Consider the following 9,208-nt stretch of genomic DNA (forward strand, 5'->3'; position numbering starts at 1 on the left):
ACCAGCTTCTAATGTGTTTTTGTTCTTAACATCAGACTACTGGTCTTTTTGTTTTGGAGTCAAGTCCTAAAATGGATTTGACTCTTTTTAATTTGTAACTAAGCGTCACCGCAAACTATTTTACACTTAGCTAACAATTGCACCAATGGCAGCAGTCAAAGCTTTCACAATGTCTGCTAAAGACATGGAAGGAGCGTTTTTATTAACAACTTGCTCAGGCAAGTATGGAATATGGATAAAACCAGCCTTCAGCTGCGGAAAATCATGCTCGCGCAGATACTGCACTTGATAAAAGAGCTGATTGCAGACATAGGTGCCGGCAGTATTAGAAATTTGAGCAGGCAGACCGGCTTTTCTAATCACTGCTACTTCTTCCTTGATTGGCAATTGAGTAAAGTAAGCTGCCGGCCCATCTACTTGAATTGGCCCTTCTTGCGGTGCTTGCCCAGAATTATCTGGTGTTTGTCCACCTTGAAAGTTAATAGCCACCCGTTCAGGCGTAACCATCCTGCGGCCACCCGCTTGACCAACATTTAAGACAAAATCTGGTTTTTCTTTAAGAATGGCGTCTTTAACAACGGCTGCACTTTTACCAAAAATCGTTGGCACCTCAAGCTTAATCACTTCAGCCCCATTAATCATATCTGGCAAGCGTTTAACAGCTTCAATGGCAGGATTAATTTTCTCACCACCGAAGGGATCAAAACCTGTAACTAAAATTTTCATCATTTTCACCTCGAAAATTAAAAAAGAATGGCAAATGCTTTTGTTTTATAATATAATATACCTGTCTCAAGAAATTAAAAACTATTGATTTAATTTTTGAAACAAGTTGATAAAAAAAGGCGCTCTTTCACGAGCGTCTTTTTTTGCCTAAATTTGATAACCAATTCGATCTTGTGAAGCTTCAGTTAAATCAGCTGACACTTTAGCAACAAAGGCTTCTGCATCCTTAACTTTAATTTCATCCAAGTCGCTAGCAGCTGGTAATTCTTTGCGATTATACAAACGACTAGCCAGGGTATCAGCCGCCATCTTCATTGCTTCCTTTAATCCTTTGCCTTCGGTGATTGCACCCTTAACATCAGGAAAACTAATGACATAAAGGTCGTCACCAACTGGTTTAAAAATTGCTGGATAAGTTACAATTCTGTGATTCAAATGATTATCCCCTTTACTATGATGGATTAACTGTTAATTTATATCTTATACCCAAAAGTGGCATTTTGATGCAAAAAAATTGGAGAAATTTTTTAAGCAAAATTATCGGCAGCTTGTGACAAGTCTGCGGATACTAAAGCTACAAAGGAATCACCATCAGTTTGAATATCTTTAGGGTTAGTAACTTTAGGTAATTTCTTTTCATCATAAAGCATCGTTGCCAAGGCATCTGAAGCCATTTCAAAGGAATCTTTCAAGCCATGTCCTTCAGTAACTGCACTTGGTACATCCGGGAAACTGATGAAATAGATATCTTTTTCAACTGGTTTGAAAATTGCTGGATAAATTACTGCTTGCTTCATTTTTACCTCATTTCTGGAACAAAAATCCCCAGCCCAAATGGACTGAGGATTTTTCTTGTTTTCAAACTAAAAATTAGTCATCCAACTTTTCCTTCTTAACAACATCCAAGTTTTCGTCGAAGGTGTAAACAACTGGTTCACCAGTCTTCATTTCGAGGTTCATGATGTCGTCATCGGAAATGTTTTCAATGTACTTAGTTAAAGCACGAAGTGAGTTACCGTGAGCTGCGATAATTACGTTCTTGCCGTCAAGTAAGTCTGGAGCAATGTGATCTTCCCAGAATGGCATTACACGGTCAAGACATACGTGTAAGTTTTCTGCCTTAGGAACGATGTGTGGATCCAAGTTTGCGTAACGACGGTCATGTGCTTGACTGAATTCGTTGTCGTCATCAATAGCTGGTGGCAAAACATCGTATGAACGACGCCAAATGTGAACTTGTTCGTCGCCGTACTTTTCAGCAGTCTTCTTCTTGTTCAAGCCTTGAAGAGCACCGTAGTGACGTTCGTTAAGTCTCCAGGTCTTCATTTCTGGAATCCAAAGTTGGTCACTTTCTTCCAATGCAAAGTGCAAAGTCTTGATGGCACGAGTTAATAATGAAGTGTAAGCTTGGTCAAATTCAAGACCGTGTTCCTTGATTAAACGACCAGCTTTTTTAGCTTCTTCTACACCCTTGTCTGAAAGGTTAACATCAACCCAACCAGTAAATTGGTTTGAAAGATTCCATTCACTTTGACCGTGACGGATTAAAACTAATTTTGACATGAAATATTCTCCTTTGAAAATTCAATGTTTCCGTAATTATTTTACACGCTTCTTAAAAAAATTCATAGGAATTCAATAAAAAATCTTGCTTTAGCAGCTAGATTGCTCAATTTTTGTTAGGATAAGAGACGAAGTTAATTTAGGAAAGAAGATTTATTAATGAAGAAAAAACTTTTACCTTTATTGTTAGGACTGTTACTCATCACTACTTTAGCAGCCTGCAGCAAGCCAAAAACTGCTCCTAAAAAGGAAAACTTACCAAGTGCTGCCACCATTATTAATCAAGCAGCGCAAACTAAATTCAAAACCATGCATGCCACTTGGCTGCAAACTGACCACAACCACCGCATTATGCAAAAAGCTGAGGCCAAATATAATAAGAAGCCGTTGACGGTCTTCGCTAATTTCACCACGAGTAACAACCACTACAAGTTGTGGATTAGCGGGAAAAATAATTACATCCAAATGCAAGGCACCAGTACTAAACGTTGGTTCAAGACCAAGTTGACGAAGGCTTCTTCTTACGCCCAATTAACCAGTGACCTAGCTCAAGGTGCTTTATTATCCTTTGATCAAAAGGCAATTAAATTGTTCAAGGTCAAAGAAACTAACGATGGTTACGCCCTCACTTATAGCGGTAAGAATAAAAAGATGTGGCAAGCTTTAACGCAAAACGGCATGCTCACTTCAGTCATTGGCATTGATACTGACAAAATGACGCCTGACCAGGCCAAAGTCGAAATCGACACCAGCAAGAACTTTAACTTAAAAAAGATCGATATCGATGCTGCTTATAAGGACGACAATGCTAAGAAGCACTTACAATTGAAGATTAACGACATCAACACTTTGAAGAAATTGCAAGTTCCGCAAGCCGTTGTGAAAAGTGCAGTCAATCTTGGAAAAAACTAAATAGTTATGGCTCAATAAGTGTAAAATATAGGTAGAGTAATCAGAAAGAAGATTTATCAATGAAATTTAAGAAACTAATCATTGCTTGTGCTGCCTTCACTGCCCTGATAGCTGGCGGTTGTAGTAAGCAGCAAAGCAAAAAAGCTGAACCTGTCTTGACTAAGAGTCAGGTCATCAAGAAATCACAAAAGACCTTCAAGAGTGGGCAAGTTATTCAGTCTTTGCGCTTATCCACTGACACTTCTAGTCAATTAGTTGTGGCCAATACCATCTTTGGTGGGGAACCAACGGTGTTCCATATCACTAACCAAACAACCAGCGCTGGCAAGACCCGGACTTCTGAGAACTGGGCCACTGCTTCTAACCTCTACATTAATGGTAGTAAGACTTGGTACAAGACTGACCTTGAAAAGTTAACTGGTCACAGTTACGCTGAACTACTTAGCGTGATTATGAATAATAAAGTAATCTTCAATCCTGACCAGGCTTTGCTTAACGCCTACAAGATGAAGCGCAACAAGCAAACTTATACTTTAACCGCGAAGTTGAAGGATCCGAAGATGATGTCGACTGCGGCTGAACAAATCATCAGTACCGTTGGTCAAAGTAGTGAACAAGAACAAGTCTTCCGCCGCGTGCAAAAGTACGGTAAGTTCAAGGATATGACGGTCAAGCTAGTTGTGAAAAAGAAGAAGTTAGCTGCAGCTAATATCTTTGTGAATATGACTTTAGGCAAGTACATGAAGGTTCGGCTTGGTCAAAGTTATGGTAACTTCGGTAGTCGTGACTTCTTGAAGGTTCCAACCAATGCTTTGAATGCTGAAAACTTGCCAATGACTGAAAAGAAGAAGACGACTAAGGAAAATAAGAAAGTTTCCAAGAAGACCAAAAAGATTATTAAGAAGTCAAAGAAGACTACGAAAGATAAGAAATAATCCAAGTAAAAAAGCCATCCGCAAGGATGACTTTTTTGTTAGCTTTTAAATTTAATCTTGATGATCAAATAAATCTAATTCGATTTCTTCTGATCCCTTAATATGATCCAATACCTTAGTAACTGTGTAGTCACTTTTTAATTTTCCGTTGACATCTAAGTATTGTCTAGTTTTTAACTTCACCTTTAAAGTATCGGTTGATCCAAATTGTTGTTCATTCTTTTCAACCGATTTGATAAATGCCTCATCTTCGATATTGGCAAAGAAAGTACTATCGCCCATACTAAATTTCCATTTACCATGTTTAGCATGTCTACTAATTAATTGTAGATAAATAATTCTTTCAGACGGAGAAAGTGCTAAGTTCTTAATTGGAATACTGTCATTTACCATTTCTCTGTTATCTCCATTCATACTTACAACAAATTTTACAGTAAATTAAAAAATCGTTACTCTTGCTAACAGAATAACGATTTTTTGATTAGCCTTACTTCTGACTTAAAATTCGGCGAATGCGATCAGCATTTTCAAACTTACCACTGAAGATCAATTCATCCCCCGGCTCAATCACCGTTGAACCATGTGGTGATAACCATGCTCCATCCCGACGAATCCGGCTGACCGTCATCTGATCAACGAAGTCCCAATCCATCAGCTTGCGGCCAGTGTAACTGGTATTTTGCACTACCACTGAGTACAGCACATTCTTGGTATCCGTCATTACTTGGTAAACGGCCGGCGATTCAATCAAAGCCCGCATCAAGGATGAACGTACATTGGTAAAGTTGAAGATCTCAATTCCTACTTCACGCAATTCCTTCACGGTCTCGGCATCTGGCTGCAGCAAAATCACAATTACGCGACCCACCCCAGCTGCTTGCGCCATCTTAGCTAAGCGAATATTCTCTTCATCCTTAGACAAAGCCGCTACGAAAATATTTCCGTCAAAAACGCCGGCCTTCTCTAGCTCTTCTTGGTCGTAACTAGGAATCAGAGTAATATCTGCCCGACTCTTGAAGGTATCGTAATTGTTCTGATCATCGGTGAAGACCCGCACTTGATACCAATTATCGTGCAAGTCATGAATCACTGGAATAGTGAAGGTGTTAGCCCCAATCATTGTCACCTTCTGTTTGATCCGATCTGCTGGTGTCAAGACAAAGTTAGAATTAAAAATAATTGGACTAACGATGCAGACAATAACCGCAGCCAAGATGAAGGCATCAGATTGAGTTTGAGTAATGGCATGCAAGCGCCGTGCTACTTGCAAGGTTGGCAAGACAATTGTAATCGTGGTTGCAGTTAAGAAACTACCAGCAAAGGCGTTACGCTTGTCAAACTTTCTCAAGAAGACGGCCACTACCGGTAACTTGGCGATGAACAAGCAGAGCACCAAGATTGGCAATAACATTAAGGATGAAGGATGAGCGAATAAACTACGCAAGTTCAACTTAACCCCAGTCATGATGAAGAAAATTGGAATAAAGAAACCATAACCAATGGAGGTTAATTTATCCTTGGTTGCTTCACTTGGTTCAAGTAACTTCATGACCATCCCGGCTAAGAAGGCCCCTAAGATGTTCTCGGCCCCCACCGTTTCAGCAACGGTGACTAAGGCAAAAATTAAGAAAAAGGCCAAGCGAATATCTAGTTGTGTAGTGGACTTAGTTACCTTAACGAACCAATCATATGGGTGTTGGAACCGCCATAATAAGAAGATGGCAGCAACGAATAGCAAAATAATCAACCATAATTGTTCAGCGTTGCCACCATGAAGCGAAGCATAGATCGTCAAGAGCATCAACGGAATAACTTCCCCCATTACGGCAGTTAGTAAAATCGTCTGCCCAATTGGCCGGCCTAAAATATCCTTCTCTTTCAAGGTCGCAATTACCACTCCGAGCGCAACTGTCATGAAAATGATGATCGCTAATGGCGTCTCACTGAATAAACCAGTGAAGTGCAAGATGTAACCTAGAATTACTGACATGAAGGCAATCCCAATAAAGGCCATAATCGCCGTCTTCATCGGATCGACTTCTTTACCAGCTTGACTCTTGCGCTTCTGGTTGTTCTTGCGACTTAATAAATCAAAGTCGATTTCCATCCCAGAAAGAAACATCAGCAAGATCACACCCAAGTCCGATAAGAAAGACAGGTCATGCGTGCTAGAAATCAAGTTAAAGCCACTTGACCCCATGATGATCCCGACAATAATTTCAGCGACAGCGGTGGGAACGTTGTTTACCTTGAACCGCGCCATAAAAATCGGAATCACTAGTGCTAAAAGCACAACTAAGAATAATGATAATTGTTCCAATTTTTTACTCCCTTTTTCTTTTCATACAAAAACTGCGGTTGCAATCAAATGCAGCTGCAGTTAAGTTTACCATTATTTAACAAAGTTAGAAGCTTTAATGTATTGGTGAATTCCAACTTTGTAATATTTATGTCCCATGATGTTCACAGAACTACCGAAGGTGGCAATCATATCATTCTTGTGGTGAACGATGTTGTTATCACGGTTGCCGCTACCGTTATAGACGTAACTGTTACGCTTGAGGTAACGCATGGTGCCGTCGATATTGCCGGCAGCAACATAGGCATCTTTACCAACGCGGTAATACTTCTTACCCTTAATGGTCTTAGTACCGTAAGTATTAATTACCGTATCTTCTGCTAGCTTCTTACTGCCAGCTAACTTCTTGCCCTTCTTATCGTACATGTAGGCGTTATGCATTAATTGCTTCTTAACAGCAGTCGTTGCTGCAGGAGCTTGTGAACTTGCGAGGAAGCCGCTATTCTTCTTGAAGACCGTTGAGTTGACCCAGCCCTTGCCGGCAATGTGCATGCGCTTAGAACCATTCTTGTAAGTAATGGTCTTATCAACAGTGACACTTTCGCCAGACTTGACTGAACCAGACTTAGCTGACACTGAATGGTCGGTTGGCCAAGCATAAGTTGAAGCATTCTTGCCAACGGTATAACTCTTGGAAACCTTAGAAATGGTTGGGTCATATTGGGTCAAATTATACTTAGTAATATGTTCATTTAACTTCTTATCATAACTGTGGTCAGTGGCGTAAGTCCCAGTTAAAGCACTAGTAGCATCGGTATAACTATTTGCATTTTCAATCCAAGTACCTTGGTAACGATTGCCTTGGCTGAGAATTCCATTCCGGAGCAAGATAGCATTATCTTCAAAAGAACCTTCATAAGTTGGATACTTCTTGAAGCTAGCCGTGATGTAGTAACTCTTCCCCTTAGAATTCTCTTCACGGGTCTTAGCGGTGTAGGTCTCCCCCATCCAACCAGCACCAGCCTTAATCCCGAATAAGTTGTTGGCTTGGGTGGCTAAACCGGACTCACCCCAGCCAGATTCGAGAATTGCTTGTGCGATCATCACTGATGGATAAAGGCCATACTTCTTGGCAACCTTAGTAGCATGGGTTGCGGCATTAGTAATGAAGGCTTGTTGATCCGCTGCCGTTGCGGCTTTGACGGTCTGGGTCTTAACAATTGGTAAATTATTAACCGCTGGAACAGCAGTACTGGTTAAGACAGCAGCTGCTGCGAAGCTAGTTAAAAGCTTATGTTTTTTCATAAATAGCGTAAATCCTCCTTAAGATGACAACTCTATTGTATAGGGCAATTGCAGTAATGACAACTGAAAACATCGTTTTGTAGGAAAAATATAATTTTGTCATAATGTGGAAACTATGGATGTGAAAAAAGCTGCGCCAAAGCAAAAATTTCAGCGTGTTAAAACCCGCCCTATCCTCCCCAGTGCAATAGTGAATAATGACAACTAACAGACACATATGCTTCAGGCTAGCACCCTGTACGCATGCTGATCCTTCAGCAAGACTACTACCTCATAAGCCTTATAAACTTATGGTTCCTGCTCGAAGTATTTTGTACATTATAGGCCTCTGCCATGCTGAAGCCTCCCTCCTATTACTATTTTTTGTTTTTTCAAGGAGGATTAGACCACATGAAGAAAAATTTGAAAATCGTTAGCGCTGCTGCTGCTGCTTTATTAGCTGTCGCTCCTGTCGCTGCTTCTGCTGTTAGCTCTGTTAATGCTGCTGCTGTTACCAATATTGAACTTGGTGGTACTTCAGCACCAGCAATCAAGAGTGATGTAACTTTAAGCTCAGATTTAAAGGCTGTTACTAAGGCAAACGCTGTTTTGACTGATACTACTACTGGTAATACTATTGCTCGTTACAACTGGGATGGTAAGGTTTCAGGTTCTATTACTGCTAGTTGGGCTGGTCAAAGTTACACTGGTAACCTTACTCCAGGTGAATCAACTGTTGCAGTATTTTGGCGCAATGCTGATACTCAAAGTTGGAACGAAGTAAAGAAGGGCTCAAACGGCCTTTACGCTTTGGAACCAGGTGTTAAGTACTACGTAGAAGTACCTGCAGTTTCATTTAACTTTGGTACTGCTAATGCTAATAAGAAGAACTTATCACTTAGTGCTTCAAACGGTATGCGCCTTATTTCCGGTGACAAATTTGTAGATAAGATTAACTTTGATACCGATGCAAACGGTGCAATGGTTAACCCTAAGGGTGTTGAAGTACTTATTCCTGTAACTCCAGTTGACACCGCTAATGCAGATGTTGTTTCATTCTTTGAAAGAGCTACTGGTACCAACGTGAACAGTGGTTCAATCGATGTTAACGCTGTTAACGGTAGCATTAACGTAAGCTCAATTATGAGTGCATTCAATGCTAAGTACTCAGCACACCAACTTGAAAATGGTGCTAACGCTGCAGCTAACGTAACTACTACTGTTGCTGACGTTACTGCTCAATTGCAAAAAGCTGGTATCAAGGTTGACTCATTAGGCAACATTGCAGATGCTCCTAAGACTTTGAACTTAACTTTCAATGCTAAGTCACCAGCTAACGGTGCAGAAGTTTCAATGCCTGTAACTGTAAATGTTCCTAACGGTAAGGTTTCAACTCCAACTGAATCAGCTGTAACTAAGACTGTTAACCACATTGCCGCAATTTACGACAAGGATGGTAACCAATTGAACTTAGCTAAGCTTCGTGCTT

10 protein-coding genes are annotated in these 9,208 nt (G+C 40.4%); 3 read left to right on the plus strand and 7 right to left on the minus strand.

Annotated features, from left to right (window positions below; genetic code table 11):
- Positions 1–126 precede the first annotated feature (126 nt).
- From pcp to EJK17_RS10605, 4 genes are all read right to left on the minus strand, one after another.
- Entirely contained in the window at positions 127–726 is a 600-nt protein-coding gene (gene pcp / locus EJK17_RS10590) for a pyroglutamyl-peptidase I (RefSeq protein WP_103662610.1), read from the minus strand.
- A 147-nt stretch (positions 727–873) separates the two neighbouring features.
- Complete coding sequence (locus EJK17_RS10595) at positions 874–1,161, minus strand: type II toxin-antitoxin system HicB family antitoxin (RefSeq protein ID WP_103662611.1); 288 nt, start codon at positions 1,159–1,161, stop codon at positions 874–876.
- A 92-nt stretch (positions 1,162–1,253) separates the two neighbouring features.
- Entirely contained in the window at positions 1,254–1,523 is a 270-nt protein-coding gene (locus tag EJK17_RS10600; protein ID WP_103662612.1) for a type II toxin-antitoxin system HicB family antitoxin, read from the minus strand.
- 73 nt (positions 1,524–1,596) lie between these two features.
- Positions 1,597–2,289: a 2,3-diphosphoglycerate-dependent phosphoglycerate mutase gene (locus EJK17_RS10605; protein WP_103662613.1), complete on the minus strand. Its 693-nt coding sequence runs from the start codon at positions 2,287–2,289 to the stop codon at positions 1,597–1,599.
- A gap of 159 nt (positions 2,290–2,448) precedes the next feature.
- On the opposite strand from EJK17_RS10605, the gene EJK17_RS10610 reads away from it, so the two are divergent.
- Complete coding sequence (locus EJK17_RS10610) at positions 2,449–3,201, plus strand: DUF6612 family protein (protein WP_103662614.1); 753 nt, start codon at positions 2,449–2,451, stop codon at positions 3,199–3,201.
- Positions 3,202–3,260: 59 nt separating this feature from the next.
- Positions 3,261–4,136: a hypothetical protein gene (locus EJK17_RS10615; RefSeq protein ID WP_236629393.1), complete on the plus strand. Its 876-nt coding sequence runs from the start codon at positions 3,261–3,263 to the stop codon at positions 4,134–4,136.
- Between the two features lie 51 nt (positions 4,137–4,187).
- Here EJK17_RS10615 and EJK17_RS10620 read toward each other — a convergent pair whose 3' ends face one another.
- The 3 genes from EJK17_RS10620 to EJK17_RS10630 all read right to left on the minus strand — a co-directional run bounded on the left by EJK17_RS10620 (position 4,188) and on the right by EJK17_RS10630 (position 7,740).
- Complete coding sequence (locus EJK17_RS10620) at positions 4,188–4,529, minus strand: LAPAL motif-containing putative phage structural protein (protein ID WP_103662615.1); 342 nt, start codon at positions 4,527–4,529, stop codon at positions 4,188–4,190.
- A 94-nt stretch (positions 4,530–4,623) separates the two neighbouring features.
- The gene (locus tag EJK17_RS10625; protein WP_103662616.1) at positions 4,624–6,456 is read right to left on the minus strand and encodes a monovalent cation:proton antiporter family protein; all 1,833 of its coding nucleotides are present in this window, start codon (positions 6,454–6,456) and stop codon (positions 4,624–4,626) included.
- Between the two features lie 72 nt (positions 6,457–6,528).
- Complete coding sequence (locus tag EJK17_RS10630) at positions 6,529–7,740, minus strand: glucosaminidase domain-containing protein (protein WP_103662617.1); 1,212 nt, start codon at positions 7,738–7,740, stop codon at positions 6,529–6,531.
- Between the two features lie 390 nt (positions 7,741–8,130).
- On the opposite strand from EJK17_RS10630, the gene EJK17_RS10635 reads away from it, so the two are divergent.
- Positions 8,131–9,208: S-layer protein (locus tag EJK17_RS10635; RefSeq protein ID WP_103662618.1), on the plus strand; the 1,078-nt coding region annotated here is incomplete at its 3' end.

The sequence above is a fragment of the Lactobacillus xujianguonis genome, from assembly GCF_004009905.1.
Taxonomy (GTDB): Bacteria; Bacillota; Bacilli; order Lactobacillales; family Lactobacillaceae; genus Lactobacillus; species Lactobacillus xujianguonis.